Source organism: Streptomyces sp. NPDC002868, from assembly GCF_055563295.1.
In genome coordinates this window covers 177,304-195,104 of the sequence record NZ_JBVHDR010000001.1, presented here as the reverse complement: position 1 = coordinate 195,104, position 17,801 = coordinate 177,304, and the positions used below count along the sequence as shown (strand labels likewise).

Below are 17,801 nucleotides of genomic sequence, written 5' to 3'. Positions count from 1 at the left end.
CCGTGGAAGTGTATACGAGCCTCCGCATTGCTATACGGCCGCTTTGCCATACGGCCGCCTCCATGGCCGGCCGCGGGACTGGGCGGCGTACGGCACTACACGGCATCGCGTTCGAACGGACAGCTCATACAGCGAGGGCCTCCACGGCCCCGGCCCAGCTCGCTGCCGGGGATCTCGATCACTTCGATGCCCTGTTTACGCAGATGGGTGTTTGTCGTGACATTGCGCTCGTACGCCACGACGACGCCCGGCTCGACGGCGAGCACATTGCAGCCGTCGTCCCACTGCTCGCGCTCCGCCGAGTGCACGTCCTGCGTCGCCGTGAGCACCCGGATCTCCTTCAGCCCCAGCGCGGCGGCGATCGCGCTGTGCATGTGCTCGGCCGGATGATCGCTGACCTTGAGGGCCTGAGGTCCGACGGCCGGTTCGATGGTGTACGAGCGGAGCATGCCGAGCCCCGCGTACTGGGTGAAGGTGTCGCGGTCGACCATCGTCATCACGGTGTCGAGATGCATCAAGGCCCGCCGCTTGGGCATGTCCAGCGCCACGATGGTCCGGGCGGAGCCGGCCGCGAACAGCCCGCGCGCCAGCATCTCCACGGCCTGCGGAGTGGTCCGCTCACTCATCCCGATCAGCACCGCGCCATTGCCGATGACCAGGACGTCGCCGCCCTCAATGGTTGAGGGGTAGTCGTCCTGCCCCTCCGACCAGTGGTGGAACTCCCCCGCCCGCGGGCTGGTGAACAGCGGGTGGTGCTTGTAGATCGCCTCGAAGTGGACGGTCTCGCGCTGCCGGGCCGGCCAGCGCATGGCGTTGATGGAGACGCCGTCATAGATCCAGGCGGAGGTGTCGCGGGTGAAGAGGTGGTTGGGCAGCGGGCGGAGGAGAAAGTCGTCCAGGTCCATCACATGGAAGCGGACGGAGGTCGGCTCGGGATGACCGGCGAGGAACTCCCGCTTGGTCATCCCGCCGACGAGCGCCTCGACCAGGTCGGCCGTGGGCAGCTCGTCGAAGACGGATCTGAGGTGATCGGTGGCGAGCGGCCCGTACTCCTTCTCGGCGAAGACCCGGTCCAGGACGAGCTTTCTGGCCTCCGGGAGCTCCAGCGACTCGCGCAGAAGATCGCCGAAGAGGTGCACCTCCACCCCACGGTCACGCAGGACGTCCGCGAACCCGTCATGCTCCTGACGAGCGCGGCGCACCCACAGCACATCGTCGAAGAGCAGAGCGTCCTTGTTACTGGGGGTGAGGCGCTTCAGCTCCAGATCTGGCCGGTGCAGTATGACCTGGCGCAGCCGCCCGGTCTCGGAGTCGACGTGGAATCCCATGCCTCCATCCTCACCGCGCGGAGCGCCATTCACCCGGCGAATGGTCCACCAGATCCACCCGAACAGTTCACAGCCGGGGGTCGACCGGCTCCGACTCCAGTGCCAGCACGGCGAAGACCGCCTCGTGGACCCGCCACAGCGGCTCGCCGTCGGCCAGCCGGTCCAGGGCCTCGAGGCCGAGCGCGTACTCCCGCAGCGCCAGCGAGCGCTTGTGGTTCAGGAACCGGTTGCGCAGCCGCTCCAGGTTCTCCGGGCGGGTGTACTCGGGACCGTAGATGATCCGCAGGTACTCGCGGCCGCGGACCTTGATGCCCGGCTGCACGAGCCGGCCCTTCTCGTCCCTGGCGAGTGCCTGGAGCGGCTTGACGACCATGCCTTCGCCGCCCCTTCCGGTCATCTCCAGCCACCAGTCGACCCCGGCGCCGACCGATGCGTCGTCGCCGGTCTCGACGACCAGCCGCCGGGTGACCTGGAGCAGGCCCGTGGGGTCGTGCTCCACCAGCCGGTCCAGCCATACCAGTTGCTCGTCGTGCGGCACGGACGCCAGCGAACGCCCCTGCGCGGCGAGGATCTGGAACGGAGCGAGCCGCACCCCGTCAAGCCCCTCGGTCGTCCAGCAGTAACGCCGGTACGCCTCGGTGAACGCGGCGGCGTCACCGGAGCGTCCGCGCTGCTTGGCCAGCAGTCCCTCCACCTCGACGCCGCGCGCGACCGCCGCTTCGAGGGCCGCCGTGGCGCCGGGGAAGACAGCACGGGAGGCGGCGCCGACCGCCGCGTACTGCGAGCGCAGCAGCCCGGACGCCTTGAGCGACCAGGGCATCAGCTCGGCGTCCAGCAGCAGCCAGTCAGTGTCGAGTTCCTGCCAGAGACCGGCTTCGGTGACGGACGTACGCAGCCGGTCGAGGATCTCCTCGGTGACAGCTTCATCGTCGAAGAACGGTCGTCCGGTCCGGGTGTGCAACGCGCCGGTCGGCCCTCCCCCATAGCCTCCGGCATGGGAGGTACCCCCAACCCCGAATCGCTCGCGCGCGGCCTCGGCGTCACGGCAGACGAGCACCACCGCCCGCGAGCCCATGTGCTTCTCCTCGCACACGACCTTGGCGACGCCGTCCGCCCGGTACTGTGCGAAGGCCTCAGCCGGGTGCTCCAAATAGCCTGCTTCCCTCGATGTCGCGGTCGGCGACATCGTCGGCGGCAGATAGGCGAGCAGCCGCGGGTCGACGGCGAAACGGCTCATGACTTCGAGCGCCGCCGCGGCGTTCTCCTCACGTACGCCGATACGCGCCATGTGCCGGGTCTCCACGACCCGCCGCCCCTGCACATCGGCGAGGTCCAGCGGACGGCCCTCACGGCCGCCGGGCGCCTCGGTGACGAGGGGCCGCACCGGCTCGTACCAGACCTTCTCGGCCGGTACGTCGACGAGCTCGCGCTCCGGCCAGCGCAGCGCGGTCATCCGGCCGCCGAAGACCGCTCCCGTGTCCAGGCAGATGGTGTTGTTGATCCACGATGTGCTGGGCACGGGTGTGTGGCCGTAGACCACAGCGGCGCGTCCTCGGTAGTCCTCCGCCCACGGGTAGCGCACGGGCAGGCCGAACTCGTCGGTCTCGCCGGTCGTGTCGCCGTACAGCGCGTGCGAGCGGACCCGGCCGGAGGTGCGCCCGTGGTACTTCTCGGGCAGACCTGCGTGGCAGACGACCAGCTTGCCCTCGTCCAGGACGTAGTGGCTGACCAGGCCGTCGATGAATTCCCGCACCTGCTCGCGGAAGGAGTCGTCCTCCTTCTCCAGCTGCTCGATGGTCTCGGCCAGTCCGTGCGTGTGCTGGACGTTCCGGCCCTTCAGGTAGCGGCCGAGCTTGTTCTCATGGTTCCCAGGCACACACAGGGCGTTGCCCGACGCGACCATGCTCATCACCCGGCGCAGCACACCGGGGCTGTCCGGTCCCCGGTCGACGAGGTCACCGACGAAGACGGCCGTACGCCCTGCGGGGTGTGCGCCGTCCACATAACCGAGCTTGGCGAGCAGGGTCTCCAGCTCGGAGCGGCAGCCGTGGATGTCGCCGATGATGTCGAAGGGGCCCGTGAGGTGCGTGAGGTCGTTGTAGCGACGCTCAAGGACGACCTCAGCGGCCTCGACCTCCTCCACGCTGCGCAGGATGTGCACCTTGCGGAAGCCTTCGCGCTCCAGTCCGCGCAGCGAGCGGCGCAGTTCACGGCGGTGACGCTGGATGATATGGCGAGGCATCCCGGCCCGGTCGGGGCGTACCGCATTGCGCTCGGCGCACACCTCTTCCGGCAGGTCGAGGACGATTGCGATCGGCAGCACGTCGTACTGGCGCGCAAGCTGCACCAACTGCCTGCGGCTCTCCGACTGCACGCTGGTGGCGTCGACGACGGTCAGCCGCCCGGCCGCGAGCCGCTTGCCCGCGATGTAGTGCAGTACGTCGAAGGCATCGCCGCTCGCGCTCTGGTCGTTCTCGTCGTCGGCGACGAGGCCGCGGCAGAAGTCGGAGGAGATGACCTCGGTGGGCTTGAAGTGCTTGCGGGCGAAGGTGGACTTGCCGGATCCGGTGGCGCCGATGAGGACGACGAGAGACAGGTCGGTCACCGGGAGTCTGCGCCTCGCCGGCGCGGCGGTCGTGGTGGACGTACTGGTCATGCGGCCTTCGCCTCCTTCTCGGCCTCGGTCTTGCTCTTGGTCGCGGTCTTGTCAGTCTTGGTCTTGTCAGTCTTGGTCTTGTCGGTCTCGGCCTTGTCGGTCTCGGCCTTGTCGGTCCTGGTGAAGACAGCCATCTGCGTCGGCGGCCCCACCTCGGGGTCGTCGGGCCCCACGGGGACGAACTCGACGCCGTAGCCGTCCCGTTCGGCGACGCCCTCCGCCCAGGTGCGGAACTCGTCCCTCGTCCACTCGAAGCGGTGGTCCCCGTGGCGCACATGCCCGGCGGGCAGGGTCTCCCAGCGGACGTTGTACTCGACGTTCGGCGTCGTCACGATCACGGTCTGCGGCCGGGCGGATCCGAACACCGCGTACTCCAGCGCGGGCAGCCGCGGCAGATCGAGGTGCTCGATGACCTCGCTGAGCACAGCCGCGTCATAGCCGGCCAGCCGCTTGTCGGTGTAGGTGAGCGAGCCCTGCATCAGCTTGACCCGCGCGGCCTGCCGCTCCCCCATCCGGTCCAGCTTCAGCCTGCGCCCGGCGATGGTCAGCGCACGCACCGACACATCGACTCCCACGATCTCGGCGAAGCGCACCTCCTTGAGCAGCGCCTGCACCAACTGGCCCTGGCCGCAGCCCAGGTCGAGCACCCGGCTCGCCCCGGCGCCGCGCAGCGCCTCAAGAATCGCGTCCCGTCGCTGCTCGGCGAGCGGAACCGGCTTCTCTTCGGTGTCCGTCGTCTCGTCCACGGCGTTGTCGACGTCCTCGACTTCGAGGTCGTCGGCCTCGGCGAGCCGCACCAGCTCAAGACGTTGCATCGCCTGCCGGGTGAGCCCCCAGCGGCGGGACAGATAGCGGCTGGTGATCAGCTTCTGCTCGGGGTGCTCGGCCAGCCAGCCCTCGCCCGCCCGCAGCAGCTTGTCCACCTCGTCGGGCGCGACCCAGTAGTGCTTGGAGTCGTCGAGCACCGGCAGCAGTACGTACAACTGCCGCAGCGCCTCGGCGAGCCGCACCTCCCCCTCCAGCGTCAGCTGGACGTAGCGCGAGTCTCCCCACTCGGGGAACTGCTCATCCAGCGCGACCGGCTCCGCCTCGACCGACGTCCAGCCCAGCGGCCCGAACAGCTTCCGAACCAGCTCCGCACCACCACGCGCGGGCAGCGCGGGCACCGCGACGCGCAGCGGCATCGGAGCCTCGGCACGTCCGGGCAGCGCGGCGCACACGCCCCGCAGCGCGCTCTTGAAGACGGTGCTCAGCGCGACGGCCAGCAGCGAGGACGCGGCGTACGGCCGGTCGTTGACGTACTGCGCGAGCGCCGAATCGGGCGCCCCACCACGGCCCTTGCCCTTGCCGCGCCGCACCAGCGCCACCGGATCCACCTCCAGCAGCAGCGCGGCCGTGCAGCGCTCGGCGGACGCCTCGGGGTAGAAGACATGCGCCGTGCCGTGCGAGGTGGAGAACGTCTGCGCCTTGTCGGGATGCTTGTGCAGCAGAAAGCCGAGGTCGGTGGCGGGACGTTCTGGGGTACCGGTGGTGCTGATCGTCAGGAACACGCGTCCGAGTATGGCCGTATTCACCCATCCTGACCAGGGAATTCCTGGCGGGTGCGATTACCCACAGGCGCGTGGAACGGTTTCGCGTGGCGGGGCATACCGCGCCTACGACCGCCCCTGGACGCCACCCGCGTTCAAGGGCCGCCGCCCCTAGCGGCCGCCGCTTTCGAGGGCCACTGTGAGGTCCGCGATCTGCCCCGGCCCCACCCGGCAGCAGCCGCCGACCAGTCGGGCACCGGACGCCAGCCAGTCGCGCACCCGGCCCGGGTCGTACGTGGTCCCGCCCCGCCACGCCCGCTCGTCGGCGTCCCAGCGCTCACCGCTGTTCGGATAGACGACCACCGGCTTACCGGTCACCGACGCCGCGAGTTCCACCGCACGGCCCGCGTCACCCGGCTCGCAGCAGTTCACCCCGACGGCGATCACCTGATCCCGGCCGACGGCCAGGGCGAAGGCCGCCGGCAGCTCCTGGCCGGCCCGGGTGCGCTCGCCAGTGATGCTGTACGACAGCCAGACCGGCACTCCGCACCCGTCAACCGCCCGCAGCAGCGCCTCCGCCTCGTCCGTGTCCGGCACCGTCTCCAGCGCGAGCACATCGGGGCCCGCTGCCACCAGGGCCTCGATCCTCGGCCGGTGGAAGCGCTCCAACTCCCGCACGGACAGCCCGTACCGGCCCCGGTACTCGCTGCCGTCCGCGAGCATCGCGCCGTACGGCCCGACCGAGGCCGCCACCCACACCTCCCGCTGGACCAACTCGCCTGCGCTGCGGGCCAGTTCAACGCTGCGGGCCAGCAGTCCCGCTGCCTCCTCCCGCGCGACTCCACGTCGGGCGAACCCCTCGAACGTGGCCTGGTAGCTGGAGGTGATCAGCACCTGCGCGCCCGCCCGCACATACGCCGCATGCGCGGCCTCGATCTGACTCGGATCGTCGGCGAGCAACCGCGCCGACCAGAGCTCGTCGGACAGCTCGCAGCCCTGCGCCTCCAGTTGGTTGGAGAGGCCGCCGTCGAGGACTACGACCCCTTCGGCGAGGGCGGCGGCGAGTGTACGGGCGGGGCGCACGGCAATCAGCTCAGCTGGGACTGGATCTGGGAGGAGATCAGCTCCAGGTGATCGAGATCATCGAGGTCCAGGACCTGGAGGTAGATCCGGGATGCTCCGATGGCGCTGTACCGCCCGATCTTGTCGACCACTTCGGCGGGCGAGCCGGCCAGCCCGTTCGCCTTCAGTTCGTCCACCTCCCGTCCGATGGCGGCCGCGCGGCGCGCCACCTCTGCGTCGTCCTTCCCCGCGCAGACGACCAGGGCGTTGGAATACACCAGGTCGTCCGCTCCTCGCCCGGCCGCCTCGGCCGCGGCGCGGACCCGGCCGAACTGCCGCTCGCTGTCCTCGATCGAGGCGAACGGGATATTGAACTCGTCGGCGTACCGCGCGGCCAGCCGGGGGGTGCGGGTCGCCCCGTGCCCGCCGATCAGCACCGGCAGCTTCCCCTGGGCGGGCTTGGGCAGCGCCGGCGAGTCGACGAGCTGGTAGTACGCGCCCTCGTACGAGAAGGTCTTGCCGACCTCCGTGGCCCACAGCCCGGTGACGATCGCCAGCTGCTCCTCCAGCCGCGCGAACTTCTCCTTGGGGAACGGGATGCCGTACGCCTTGTGCTCCTCCTCGAACCAGCCCGTGCCCAGCCCCAGTTCGACCCGGCCTCCCGACATCTGGTCGACCTGCGCGACCTGGATGGCCAGCACTCCGGGCAGCCGGAACGTACCTGCGGTCATGAGCGTGCCGAGGCGGATCCGCTTGGTCTCGCGGGCCAGCCCGGCCAGGGTGATCCAGGCGTCGGTGGGCCCGGGCAGCCCGTCGACCGACCCCATGGGGAGGTAGTGGTCGGAACGGAAGAAGGCATCGAAGCGGAGGTCTTCGGTGGCCTTGGCAACGGTCAGCAAAGTGTCGTAGCTCGCCCCTTGCTGGGGCTCGGTGAAGATTCGAAGATCCATGCATCCATCCTGCACCTTCGAACGGCCGCCGACCCCGACGTCCCCACCAGGTCCGCACCGGCCCGACCGGATGGAGACCCGTCACCCCGGCCGGGCGCGCCCGTCCCGCACAGCTCGCACCCGACCACTGCGAGGTCATGACGGCCCCGCCGCGGAGTCCACAGCGTCCACGACGCCCACCGAGCCGGAAGGGCCGGAGGGGCCGGAGGAGCCGGAGGAGCCGGACGAGCCGGACGAGCCGGACGAGCCGGAGGGGCCGGACGAGCCGGACAGGTCGAACGAGTCCGTCGGGTCCGGTAAATCCGGCACCTCCGGCGGCTCCATCGACTCCATCGGCCCCGCCACAGCCACCGGATCGGCTCTGCCCCGGATCGTGTCGGGCGGTCTCTCCGCAAGCCGGCGCAGCATTCCCCGCACCCGGTCGCTCGACTCGTCTGCGGCGTCTATGGCCTCGATGCACTGCCAGTACAACCCCTCCTCGTCAGTGGCGCACGCGACCCCGACCAGGGCGATTCCCACCTCTCCCAACAGCACGCCCAGTCCGATCAACGTCCCCCGTGCATCCGCCACTTCGGACAGCTGCGCGGCTCTGACCCCGCCGCTGCGCACCATCGGATGGTCGAGCACTCCGCATCCGCGTCCGCCGATCTCGCTGAGCCCGCGCGCCTCGCCTCTCAGCTCCAGCGGTCCGCAAACCGCCAGCCTGCTCCCGATCGCCTGTGCGAGTGCCTGCGCCTGCCAGGCCTCCGCCACGATGTCCGGCACGGCCCGGCTCTGCGCCAGGGCATGCCGACTGACTCCGATGAGCCGCTGCGCATCCATGTACGCCGCCCCCGTTCGTACGACTTACTGCCCACTCAGTTCATTACCCAGAGTGAAGGCTCTTGAGCCTGAACGCCAAGGGAATTCGGAAATCTGTGGACACCAAGGCCGATGTGGATATCCCGACCACTCCGTAGAGTGACGAAAGCGTGTGTAGCGGATCACCGGACCCGCCGAGGATCACTTCGCCGGGAACCGAATCTCGTTCCGGTCGATCTTGTCGGAGAGCGCGGCAAGCACGTCGATTCCGAGCACTTCGCAGAACTGCAGCAGATACGCCAGCACATCCGCGACCTCGTCCCGCACCCGGTGTGCCGACCCCTCCTCGTCCATCACTCGCGCCGACTGCTCCGGCGTCAACCACTGGAAGATCTCGACCAGTTCGGACGCCTCGACGCTCAGCGCCACCGCCAGGTTCTTCGGGGTGTGGTATGGCTCCCAGCCGCGAGCCGCCGCGAACTCGGCCAGCCTGCGCTGCAACCCCGCCACATCGAGCCCGCCCAGCCCGTCCTGTCCGTGCCGTTCGTGCCGTTCGTGCTGTTCGTGCTGTTCGTGCTGTTCGTGCTGTTCGTGCCGTCCAGCCTGTCCGTCCCGCCCGTCATCTGTCGTCACGGCACCAGGTCTACCACCGTCACACCGTCCACTCCGCGCGCATACGACGCATCGGCGACCGCCCCCACCAGCCGGACATGGCCCCTCGCGCACACCTCCGCGCCCAGCGACACCAGTTCACGCGCCTGTCGCGGGTCCAGGCAGCGGTCGAAGCCGTCCGCGAGAACGGTGAGAGCCTGGTATGCCGACGGCACCTCGGCCGCCTGGTCCATGGCCAGCACGCCCGGCCCGGTCAGCAGCACCAGCGCGAGCGCCAGATACCTCAACTCGCCCTCGCCGAGCCGCCCCACGGGAGTGGCTCCCCGCATGCCGCCCCGGCCCAGCAACGCCCGCACCGTCCCGTCGTCCAGCTCCTCGACGGCCAGTTCCTCCACCACTCCCGCGCACCCCACCCGCGCCGCCGCGGCCAGTCGCGCATGCCGCTTGGCGCACTCGCTCCGGGTCCGGTGCAGCACCTCCGCGAGGTTGTCGCAGCCGCGCCTCAGCCGCCCCTCCCCCGCCGCCACCGGCTCGCGCATCCGGTGCGGCTGCGGGTCACAGGCGAAGACGGACCGCAGCGCCACCACCACCTGTTCCGCCGCCGCAAGCACCTGCAACTGCCCCTGTGTCTTGCCTGCCACGCGTAACGGCAGCAGGGCCGTGCCGAGCCGGTCGTCCGGCAGCGGGGCACGCGTCACCGACGCGGCCCCGGCCGTGTGCCAGGCGGCCTGCACGGAGGACCGCCCGGGATCGCGCAGCGCGGTGGTCAGCAGGGTCCGCCCGCCGCTGGTCAACCGCTCGCCGACGACACGCAGTTCGGGTTCCGCCTGTACGGCCAGATCCAGTTGTACGGGACCGGCGGGGCCATCCACCGTGCAGCCGATCCTGAATCCCCGCCGCCCCTGCCCGTCGGCTTCCGCCCACTCGGGTACACACGCAGCGGGATCGGGGAACGCGGCCTCGATGTCGTCGCCCGAGCCCAGCCGCGCCAGCGCCTCGTACGCCTGCAGGACGCTCGACTTGCCGCTGCCGCTCGCCCCCGCGAAGAGCGTCAGCGGACCGAGGGGAAAGGCCGCGCCACGGTGTGTCCTGAAGGCGGAGAGCCGCAGTTCCGTGACGGTCGGGCGGGCGCCGTTCGCGCCGCTGAGCGTGGTGTTTGCGTCCATGAGCCGGACGGTACGCAGCGCGCAATGCGCCGAACCGTTCCGCCTCGACGGCCTTCCTACGAACGGGGGACGGCGGCGGCCGCTATCCCCTCGACCTCCGTGCCGATCGGGGCCAGCAGGAAGACATTCCGGTCGACCCGGTGCATCCCGCTGCCGAGCCCGAAGACGACACCACTGCTGAAGTCCAGGATGCGCTTGGCGACATCGGTGTCGGCGCCGGTGAGGTCGAGCAGCACCGGGATCTGGGCGATGAGGTACTCGGCGACCTCACGCGCGTCGGCGAAGACCTGCACCCGCAGCACGACGAAGCGACGCTGCTCCGCCACCGCGTAGTCCTGCGGGATGGTGCGGTGGTCGACCCGAGACGGCCACTCGTTACGGCTGCGCAGTGGGACGACCTGGGCCAGGCCCTCCCACTGCTCGTCGGTGACGTCGTACCTCTCGTACCTACTCATGCGACCCATCCTCGCGCTCCTCACCCGTTCGGCCCAACAGCGACACGGGCGAGTCGGCCGCGGATCGGTCCGGGGCTGTTCGGCGCGGCCGCTCAGTGCCCGGCGGGGTCGGGTACAAGGCCGTCGGCGACCAGACCGGCGAGCACCGCCTCGCTCAATGCCTGGACCGCGGACATGGGGCGGACCATCACGGTGAACTCCTTGACCCGGCCCGTCTCGTCGAACTGCAGCAGGTCGATGCCGTGGATCTGCTTGCCGTTCACGACAGCCCGGAAGAGCAGGATCTCCGAGGGAGCCTCCTCGCCGTCCGTACTGGTCTCGGCCGCGCCCGCGAACCGGCCGACGTAGCGGAAGTCCTCGAAGGTGCGCAGCAGGACGCCGAGGAGGCCGATGACCATCGGCCTGCCTTCGAAGGGGGTGAACTTCACTGGACTGTAGAAGCGGATGTCCTCGGTGAACAGGTCATCCAGGGCGGTCAAGTCCCGCTTCTCGACGGCTGCGCGAAAACGCTCGGTCGTGTCCATCAGTCCTCCTGAAACTGTCACCACTGCCACCGACACTGATTCCTGATACTCAAGAATCTGACTAGTCACTTTATTGAGTATCATGCGGAGAGACACCGAGGGAAGGGGGGCTGCGTTCGATGGCCCTGCGACATGCCGTACTGGCTGCGCTGCTCGACGGCGAGTACAGCGGATACCAACTGGCCAAGGCGTTCGATGTCGGCGTCGCGAACTTCTGGCATGCCCTGCCCCAGCAGCTGTACGCCGAACTGGCCAGGCTGGAGAAGGAAGGGCTGGTCACGGGTCGGCAGGTGGTGCAGGAAACCCGGCCCAACAAGCGCCTGTTCAAGGTCACCGACGCCGGCCTCGCCGAACTGGAGGAGTTCGCCGCGGCCGCGTCGAAGCCCTCGTTCATCCGGGACGACCTGCTCGTCAAGGTCCAGGCCGCCGACCGCGTCGGCACCGGCCCGGTGATCGAGCAGCTCGAAGAGCGCGCGGCCGTCGCCGAGGCCAAGATCGAGCTCTTCGGCAAGCTGCTGCGGCAGATCCGGGGTGAGACGGACGAGGACGAATTCCTGCGCCGGGGAGAGCGGATCGGTCCGTATCTGACCTGTCTGCGCGGTCTCGCCTTCGAACGGGACAACCAGGACTGGTGTCTGCGGATCGCCACGGTCCTGAGGGAACGGCAGTCGGACCGTCACCGCATCGCATAGGCGAGCGCGAGCGGCGGCGGTCCGCCGCCGCTCAAACGGATGACGAGGGCGGGGGGCAGCCCGGTGAGCTGGTCGACCCTGAGTTCGGTCATGACGGGACTCCTTGTCCGGGTCGGGGTGTGGTGGCTGCCGCCAGGGCGACAGCGGTGAGCAGGAGGAGAGCCGGCGCGAGCGCGGCGGCCGCGCCGTGGTGGAGCTGAAGCAGGCCGCCGGCGAGGGCGCCGGTGAACATCGCGGCGAGGGAGAACAGGCGGCGTACGGTGGCCGGCCCCGGCCGGTCGGCGGCCAGACCAGTCAGGGTGCGGGTCATGACGGTGGTGGTGAGGTCGGGTACGGCGAGCTTCCGGACCACGGCGTTCTGCGCGCCCATGCCGAGTGCGAGCAGCACGATCAGTACGTGCTTCGTGGCATCGGCGAGATCGGCCACCAGAGCCGCCGCGACCAGGACGCCGTGCGCCGCGACGAGCAGCGCGAAAAGCCGCACGGGCTCCGCGCCCCTGGGCGTGATCCGCCCTCCGGCGAGCGCACCGGCCACGAACGCCGTGCCCGCCAGGACGGAGGCGACAGCGGACAGTTCCTTTTCGCCTGCCAACGCGAAGCCCAGGAAGACCACATTGCCGGTCATGTTGGCGACGAAGACATGGCCGAGGCCCAGATAGCTGACGGCGTCCACCAGGCCGGTGACAAAGGTCAGCAGAACGAGCAGCGGGGGCAGTACGCCGTGGTGTCCTGGGGTGCCGGGGAAGAGGCGGGCGGCGGCCCGGCCGAGCAGAGTGTTCATGCTTTTCCTTCGGCGGAAACCCGGTGCGGTGCGAGCCCGGTCGGCCAGCGGCCCGGTCCGGTGAGCGCGAGCCCGCCCAGCCGGAAGCTGACCTTCTGCCCACCGTGCCCGGCGAGCAGCAACCCGGTGACCAGCCTCAGCAGGAGCAGTCCGGCGTCCATCAGCCCGCGGCGTCCGCGCTGATCACGGACTGGGCATAGACGACGCTCATGCCGTAGGCGCCCGCGTGCCGCTTCACGACCTCGAGGGTCGCCGTGTACGTCTCCGAGCGCGCCCGGCCCCGCTGGAGATCCAGCAGCACCTGGAGCCAGCCATCAACTAGCCTGCTCCTGAGCGCAGTCGGCGACCCAAGCGCCCGGCAGCAGTAGGTCTCAAGACATTGGAAGGTCATGCGCGAAGACGCCCTCGTTCACGCCGCCACCGGTGTTCACCTGGTCCACGGCAGCAATACCAACTGGGTCATCCTGACCGACGGTGACGCCGTCACGCTGATCGACTGCGGCTACCCGGGAGACCGCAGGCAGGTCCTCGAGTCGCTGGCGGACCTGGGCCACGCACCCGATGCGGTAGAGGCGGTGCTCATCACGCACGCGCACAACGACCACATCGGTTCGGCGGAATACCTCAGCCGCACCTTCGACGCCCCCGTCTTCCTGCACGAGGCAGAGGTACCCCACGCACGCCGGGAGTTCCTCCACCAGGTTTCCATCGGTCAGGTCCTGATGAACGGGTGGCGTCCCGGCGTGCTTCCGTGGGCAGTACACGCTCTCCGGTCGGGCGGCACCGCGGACTCCCGCATCACCCGTCCTCAGAAGTTCCCCGTGGCGGGTGCGCTCGATCTGCCGGGTCGCCCGGTCCCCGTACACACACCCGGCCACACCGCGGGGCACTGCTCCTACCACCTCCCCGACAAAGGGATTCTGATCTCCGGAGACGCGCTGGTCAGCGGCCATCCCACGTCCCGTGTGCGGGGGCCGCAACTGCTGCCCACGATGTTCGACGCGAACCGCGAACGCACCGTGGCATCCCTGGACGTGATCGAGCAGTTGGCGGCCGACATCATGCTGCCCGGGCACGGCCCCATCCATCACGGGTCGGTACGCGAGGCCGCCCGGCGTGCACGCGAACTCACCTCCTGACCGGACCGGCTGACGCGAGGACCCGGCCCTGCGGGGCACGGGCGATCGCGCCGGCCACGCTGCATCGGCGCGCCTGCCGATCACATCAGGGCTTCCGTACCCGCCGTAGAGGGCTGCCAGAGAACCGCTACTGGTCAGGAGCCCCATGGTGGGATGCCCCGCGGCCCCGCGCCGCGATACGACGTCGCGGCGGTCCGCCTTCACGGACAAGAGCACATCGACGCGCGTACGGGACGCGGTGCACGCCGCCATCTTCACCCCCGACGTGTCCGCACCCGCGGGGTCGGGTGCCGAGGGGACGGGTGCCGAGGACACGCAACTACCGTCCACAGCAGCCCGGTTGAACGCACTGCTGCGCCAGTCACCGGACCCGGCCCTCACCCCCGCCGAAACCGGCCTGATGACCGAATGGCTGGACCGGCTGTCCAACGCCCCGCGCAACCAGTAGCCACAGCCTCCGAGCGGTAGCGACGGGCCCCTCAGGGCGTCAGGTAGGAGTGGAAGACGTCCTCGGGGTCGTACTGCGCCCTCAGGGTCTGCAGCCGCTGCCAGTCGCTCGGCGTGAACGACCGCTCGGCGCGGGTCGGACTGGCGGTGAGGTCGGCCTCGGCGATGTAGTGCCCCGTCCCGAGCGGCTCCACGGCGCTCATCGCCTCGCGCAGCCAGCGGATGTTGATGTCATCTTCCGAAGGTTCGTCCCAGACGGCGTAGGGGACTACGTAGCTCGCGCCGAGCACCGAGAACGCCATGTCGCGCAGCAGATCCTCGTTGTGCGACACGGGCGATACGGGTGCCAGGACGAGGGACTTGTCGGAGGGGGCACTTTCGACCGCGTCGCTGAGCTTGGACAACAGCGTCCCGAAGTCCGCCTGAGACCACAGGGTGTCGGCCGCGAAGCGGTGCTGTCCGGGCCAGATGCTGCCGGAGGCGTCGTAGAGGGCATCGAGAGACGTCGGCTCGTCCGCCTCCCGGAAAAGGGAGCGATCGGCGAAAGGGCAGTTCTTGAGCGGACGGAGGGCCTGGACGGCCTGCTCGCTCGAATCCGCGAATGCGGTGGCGGCTACGACGATCACCTTCGGCCGTGGCCTTTCCTTCGTCATGTGCGGGGCGGCCGTTGCGAGTACGAGAGCCAATTCCACGGTCGACTCCAGCTCGTTCGCGGTCTCGATGGCCCAGTTCGACACCTCTTCGACGTCCGCGAGAGGAAAGGCATACGTGGTCGACATGATCGCCCCGGGAAGCCGGTGCAGGCGAAGGCGGAAGCGGGTGACGACAGCGAAGAAACCCGGACCCGCTCCACGCGCCGCCCAGAACAGGTCGGGATTCTCGTCCTCGTTGCAACGGACCACTTCGCCGTCCGCCGTCACGGCTTCAATCTCGTAGACGCTCCGGCAAGCCGGCCCCAGGGCACCGGAATTCCACCCGAGACCACCGCTGAGGAGATATCCGCCGACGGCGACCGACCCACAATGCCCGGTGGGAAAGGCGAGGCCGCGCGCGGCGAGTTCCGGAACGAGTTCGCCGCCGGTGACAGCCGGCTGCACGGTCGCCGTCGCGGACGCCTCGTCGATGTCCCACCGCCGGAGCCGGGAGAGGTCGATGAGCATGCCGTCGGAGCGGAGGGACGACCCGCACCAACTGTGCCCGCCCGCCCGTACGGCGATGCGAAGACCGCGGGAGCGAGCCAGCCCGATGGCTCCGGGAACATCCCGCTCGGAGGCGGCCCGGACGATCACCTCCGGGAATCGCTCGGGCTTGAGCCCGTTCCACACCATGCTTGTCCGGACGGCTTCGTAGTCGGCGTCGCCTCGCTGGACGAGCGCCCCCTCAACACCTCCGGCCTGCCCGTGTTCGCGCATCATGGACTCCAGGACTTGCGCCGGCTGCGGCTGCGGATGAAGCTGAAGATCCGGTGTGAAGTACCGCAGAGTACAAGCGGAGACATCCCCAGTTTACCGGCCGCCCCGAAAGCTCGCGGCCTTGAATTGCTGTGCTGGAGATGGCCATCGACACCATGAGAGCTTTTGTCCTCAGGAGAGTCGGCGAGATCGGTGTCGTCGAGAAACCCGTCCCCGAACCGGGCCCCAATGAGGCGGTCGTGCGCACTACCGCGGCCATGGTCTGTGCGTCCGACGTGCATACGATGAAGGGAGCGATCCCGGTCGCTCCCGATGTCACATTGGGACACGAGGCGGTCGGCGTCGTTCATGCCCTGGGTTCTGCCGTCGAGGGCCTCAGGGAGGGCCAGCGTGTCGCCGTGGGTTGCGTGACCCCGTGTTTCCAGTGCGAATACTGCCAACGCGGCTTCTCCTCGCAGTGCGGCGGCAGAATGATGGGAGGCGCGGTGTTCACCGTCCAGGCCGACGGGAACATGGCGGAGTTTTTCCTCGTCCGCAATGCGCAGGCCAATCTGGCGCCGATCCCCGAGACCCTCGGCGACCACCAGGCCTTGTACGCGACGGACATGCTGTCGACCGGATTCGTCGCCGCCGAGCACGCGGAACTCGAATTCGGTGAGACCGTCGCGATCTTCGCCCAGGGTGCGGTGGGGCTCTCGGCGACGATCGGCTGCCGTCTGCGCGGGGCCGGACTCATCATCGCTGTCGAGTCGATATCCCGGCGCCAGGAACTGGCGAGGCATTTCGGCGCCGATGTCATCCTCGACCACACCCAGCACGACCCGGTGCGGCGAATTCTGGAGTTGACCGACGGTCAGGGCGTGGACGCCGCGATCGAAGCGCTCGGCACCCCCCCTTACCTGGGAAGCGACCTTCCGTGTCACCAAGCCGGGCGGACGGATCTCCAATGTCGGATACCACGGCGACGTACCCGAGCCGCTCAAAATCCCGTTGGAACCCTTCGGATACGGGATGTCCGACAAGCAGATCTACGGCGGACTGAACCGCGGGGGCCGGGAGCGGCTGCGGCGGATCTTCCGGCTGCTGGAGCACGGCAAGGTGGATCCCACGCCGATGACCACGCACGAGTTCGGCTTCGACGAGATCGAACGGGCATTTCGGATGATGGAATCGAGAGAGGACGGGATCATCAAGCCACTGATTCGTTTCGACTGACGCGTTTCGGCTGATGCGCTGTGTTGCCTAACCCGTGGTCAGACCGAAAATGGTGATGATCACCAGACAGCACACCGTCACGACGGCGGCGCCCGCCACATGGGTACGGAAGGATCGCGCCCGGCTGGGCAGCAGCCAGAAGGCGAGCGCCCGGTTGACCAGCGGCATCAGCAACCACGTCAGAACGCTGACACTCAGCACGTTGCTGATGAACAGGGCCAAATACCCGGGCATTCCCAGGCTGTTGAACCAGTCGCCGACCGTCAGGTTCAGGATCATCACCGTGGGATACAGGGCCAGCACCACGGTCATGGCCTGTTTCCAGTTGGGCGGAATGCCTTCATCCGCACCCTCGCCGAAGCGGAACCAGCCGCCGAACGCCGACCCGATCTTGCGCACGTCGTACGAGCGGAAGTAGCCGCGCCCTTCCTCCAGAAGCTTCTCGCGGGCCTCGGAGTCTAGCCAGCCGTCGAGGTGTTCGCGCGTGTCGAAGCGGAAGGCGACCACCCAACGGTCCTGAATGCCCTCCACCGGCTTGAACATCTCCGACCCCATAAAACCGGGAAACCCCTCCTGCGCTTTCAGGATCTTGTCCTCCCAGCGCATGAAGTCCCGCTCCCGCCCCGGCAGCACATCGTGCGAGATGACCGCCGTGACGACATCTTGGGCCGGCGTCCCACCGGTGAGCACCTCCTGTGTCGGGGTCCCGTCGAACAACGAGCGGCCCTCATCAAGGAGTTGTCGGCGCGCACCCGAATTCAGCCACGCGGTCAGCTGCTCGACACCGGAGAAGCGGAATACGACGACCCACTCGTTCTCTTCGCCGGAGACCGGCGGGTACAACTCCGTGCCCTGGAACCCGTCGAAGCCTCGCACGACCTGATTGGTCTTCTCCTGCCAGCGCTTGTAGTCGTCGTCCCGGCCCTCCCGGACCTTCTGGGAGGTCACGACCGTAGCGCTGTCACTGAGGTCACGGCTTGCACGGGTACCCATACGGAGTAGTCTAGATCAAAAGGGAGTTATCGGACAAAT

At 69.0% G+C, this 17,801-nt stretch carries 18 protein-coding genes and 2 pseudogenes; 5 read left to right on the top strand and 15 right to left on the bottom strand.

All coding sequences use genetic code 11. The features are described 5' to 3' along the window. Positions 1-95: 95 nt before the first annotated feature. The 10 genes and pseudogenes from ACZ3H8_RS00915 to ACZ3H8_RS00870 all read right to left on the bottom strand — a co-directional run bounded on the left by ACZ3H8_RS00915 (position 96) and on the right by ACZ3H8_RS00870 (position 11,083). Positions 96-1,328 (bottom strand): arginine deiminase, encoded by a 1,233-nt coding sequence (locus ACZ3H8_RS00915; RefSeq protein WP_467395911.1) that lies wholly within the window; start codon positions 1,326-1,328, stop codon positions 96-98. 67 nt (positions 1,329-1,395) lie between these two features. Beyond that, entirely contained in the window at positions 1,396-3,984 is a 2,589-nt protein-coding gene (locus tag ACZ3H8_RS00910) for a polynucleotide kinase-phosphatase (protein WP_467395909.1), read from the bottom strand. After that, on the bottom strand, positions 3,981-5,534 hold the full coding sequence (locus tag ACZ3H8_RS00905; RefSeq protein WP_467395907.1) for a 3' terminal RNA ribose 2'-O-methyltransferase Hen1: 1,554 nt from the start codon (positions 5,532-5,534) through the stop codon (positions 3,981-3,983). The genes ACZ3H8_RS00910 and ACZ3H8_RS00905 overlap by 4 nt, the downstream gene beginning before the upstream one ends. Positions 5,535-5,684: 150 nt before the next feature. After that, positions 5,685-6,596, bottom strand: coding sequence for a homocysteine S-methyltransferase (gene mmuM, locus ACZ3H8_RS00900; RefSeq protein ID WP_467395905.1), 912 nt, complete (start codon positions 6,594-6,596; stop codon positions 5,685-5,687). 5 nt (positions 6,597-6,601) lie between these two features. After that, a complete protein-coding gene (locus ACZ3H8_RS00895) occupies positions 6,602-7,525 on the bottom strand; it encodes an LLM class F420-dependent oxidoreductase (RefSeq protein WP_467395903.1) in 924 nt (307 codons plus the stop codon). A 351-nt stretch (positions 7,526-7,876) separates the two neighbouring features. Next, positions 7,877-8,347, bottom strand: a pseudogene (locus ACZ3H8_RS00890) (DUF6099 family protein); the annotation flags it as partial. 180 nt (positions 8,348-8,527) lie between these two features. Next, entirely contained in the window at positions 8,528-8,851 is a 324-nt protein-coding gene (locus tag ACZ3H8_RS00885) for a nucleotide pyrophosphohydrolase (RefSeq protein ID WP_467397872.1), read from the bottom strand. A 104-nt stretch (positions 8,852-8,955) separates the two neighbouring features. Continuing rightward, on the bottom strand, positions 8,956-10,104 hold the full coding sequence (locus ACZ3H8_RS00880) for an AAA family ATPase (protein ID WP_467395901.1): 1,149 nt from the start codon (positions 10,102-10,104) through the stop codon (positions 8,956-8,958). 56 nt (positions 10,105-10,160) lie between these two features. Continuing rightward, the gene (locus tag ACZ3H8_RS00875) at positions 10,161-10,559 is read right to left on the bottom strand and encodes a cell division protein SepF (RefSeq protein WP_307660569.1); all 399 of its coding nucleotides are present in this window, start codon (positions 10,557-10,559) and stop codon (positions 10,161-10,163) included. A 92-nt stretch (positions 10,560-10,651) separates the two neighbouring features. After that, positions 10,652-11,083 carry a nuclear transport factor 2 family protein gene (locus ACZ3H8_RS00870; RefSeq protein ID WP_467395898.1) on the bottom strand — a complete coding sequence of 144 codons (432 nt, stop codon included), beginning with the start codon at positions 11,081-11,083 and terminating at the stop codon, positions 10,652-10,654. Between the two features lie 119 nt (positions 11,084-11,202). On the opposite strand from ACZ3H8_RS00870, the gene ACZ3H8_RS00865 reads away from it, so the two are divergent. Further along, a complete protein-coding gene (locus ACZ3H8_RS00865) occupies positions 11,203-11,775 on the top strand; it encodes a PadR family transcriptional regulator (RefSeq protein WP_467395896.1) in 573 nt (190 codons plus the stop codon). 88 nt (positions 11,776-11,863) lie between these two features. Here ACZ3H8_RS00865 and ACZ3H8_RS00860 read toward each other — a convergent pair whose 3' ends face one another. From ACZ3H8_RS00860 to ACZ3H8_RS00850, 3 genes are read right to left on the bottom strand one after another with little or no spacing between them, the layout of a single operon-like run. Continuing rightward, complete coding sequence (locus ACZ3H8_RS00860; protein WP_467395894.1) at positions 11,864-12,556, bottom strand: YoaK family protein; 693 nt, start codon at positions 12,554-12,556, stop codon at positions 11,864-11,866. Then, positions 12,553-12,717, bottom strand: a complete 165-nt coding sequence (locus ACZ3H8_RS00855; RefSeq protein WP_467395893.1) for a hypothetical protein — start codon at positions 12,715-12,717, stop codon at positions 12,553-12,555. Before ACZ3H8_RS00855 ends, ACZ3H8_RS00860 begins: the two co-directional genes overlap by 4 nt. Beyond that, the gene (locus tag ACZ3H8_RS00850; RefSeq protein ID WP_467395891.1) at positions 12,717-12,857 is read right to left on the bottom strand and encodes a hypothetical protein; all 141 of its coding nucleotides are present in this window, start codon (positions 12,855-12,857) and stop codon (positions 12,717-12,719) included. The genes ACZ3H8_RS00855 and ACZ3H8_RS00850 overlap by 1 nt, the downstream gene beginning before the upstream one ends. 88 nt (positions 12,858-12,945) lie before the next feature. On the opposite strand from ACZ3H8_RS00850, the gene ACZ3H8_RS00845 reads away from it, so the two are divergent. Together ACZ3H8_RS00845 and ACZ3H8_RS00840 are read left to right on the top strand one after the other, a co-directional pair. Then, entirely contained in the window at positions 12,946-13,695 is a 750-nt protein-coding gene (locus ACZ3H8_RS00845) for an MBL fold metallo-hydrolase (RefSeq protein WP_467395889.1), read from the top strand. Positions 13,696-13,840: 145 nt separating this feature from the next. Continuing rightward, positions 13,841-14,143 carry a hypothetical protein gene (locus tag ACZ3H8_RS00840; protein ID WP_467395887.1) on the top strand — a complete coding sequence of 101 codons (303 nt, stop codon included), beginning with the start codon at positions 13,841-13,843 and terminating at the stop codon, positions 14,141-14,143. A 31-nt stretch (positions 14,144-14,174) separates the two neighbouring features. Here ACZ3H8_RS00840 and ACZ3H8_RS00835 read toward each other — a convergent pair whose 3' ends face one another. Then, positions 14,175-15,557 (bottom strand): FAD-binding oxidoreductase, encoded by a 1,383-nt coding sequence (locus tag ACZ3H8_RS00835; RefSeq protein WP_467395885.1) that lies wholly within the window; start codon positions 15,555-15,557, stop codon positions 14,175-14,177. Positions 15,558-15,694: 137 nt separating this feature from the next. Between ACZ3H8_RS00835 and ACZ3H8_RS00830 the strand changes: the two are divergent. Continuing rightward, positions 15,695-16,411 (top strand): annotated as a pseudogene (locus tag ACZ3H8_RS00830) (alcohol dehydrogenase catalytic domain-containing protein); the annotation flags it as partial. A gap of 82 nt (positions 16,412-16,493) precedes the next feature. Then, on the top strand, positions 16,494-16,769 hold the full coding sequence (locus tag ACZ3H8_RS00825) for a zinc-binding dehydrogenase (RefSeq protein WP_467397869.1): 276 nt from the start codon (positions 16,494-16,496) through the stop codon (positions 16,767-16,769). A 27-nt stretch (positions 16,770-16,796) separates the two neighbouring features. Here ACZ3H8_RS00825 and ACZ3H8_RS00820 read toward each other — a convergent pair whose 3' ends face one another. Next, the gene (locus tag ACZ3H8_RS00820; protein ID WP_467395883.1) at positions 16,797-17,645 is read right to left on the bottom strand and encodes an antibiotic biosynthesis monooxygenase; all 849 of its coding nucleotides are present in this window, start codon (positions 17,643-17,645) and stop codon (positions 16,797-16,799) included. Between the last annotated feature and the right edge of the window lie 156 nt (positions 17,646-17,801).